General features: G+C 43.7%; 1 protein-coding gene. It reads left to right on the forward strand.

The window, feature by feature from the left end:
* Positions 1 to 104: 104 nt before the first annotated feature.
* Positions 105 to 533: an HIT family protein gene (locus tag R7P74_RS28300; RefSeq protein WP_005455485.1), complete on the forward strand. Its 429-nt coding sequence runs from the start codon at positions 105 to 107 to the stop codon at positions 531 to 533.
* Positions 534 to 561 lie beyond the last annotated feature (28 nt).

Here is a 561-nt window from a genome sequence, read left to right on the forward strand (position 1 = left end):
TAAGTAGCACAAGCTGAATGATTGCAAAGGTTGACGTGAAAGCGTCAACCTTCTGTTTTATCTGACGTATACTAATTCAAATTGAAATGAATCGGATATCCACAATGAGTTTTGAACTGCACCCTCAATTGGCAAAAGACACCACAGTAATCGGCCACTTCCCTCTTTGCGTTGCACTTCTACATAAAGATAATGCAGTGCCGTGGGTCATCTTAGTTCCTAAACGTGCCAACTTAAAAGAATTGCACCACTTACCGATGAAAGAGCAGCAACAGTTTTTACTTGAATCACAAGCGGTAAGCCAAGCGCTCGAAGCGACTTTCCGTCCTGACAAGTTGAATCTTGGCGCACTTGGTAACATGGTGCCGCAGCTACACATTCATCATATCGCACGCTTTAAGGACGACGTTGCATGGCCAGGGCCGATTTGGGGAAACACAAGCGGCGAGTTTCGTAGCGAAGAAGAACAAGATGAGATTCTCAAACGTATTGGAAATGTATTGTCGCTAAGCTCGATCTTCCATAAAGCTTAATTAATATTCAGCCGCTATGAGATTTGCT

It is taken from the genome of Vibrio sp. 2033 (genome assembly GCF_033339735.1).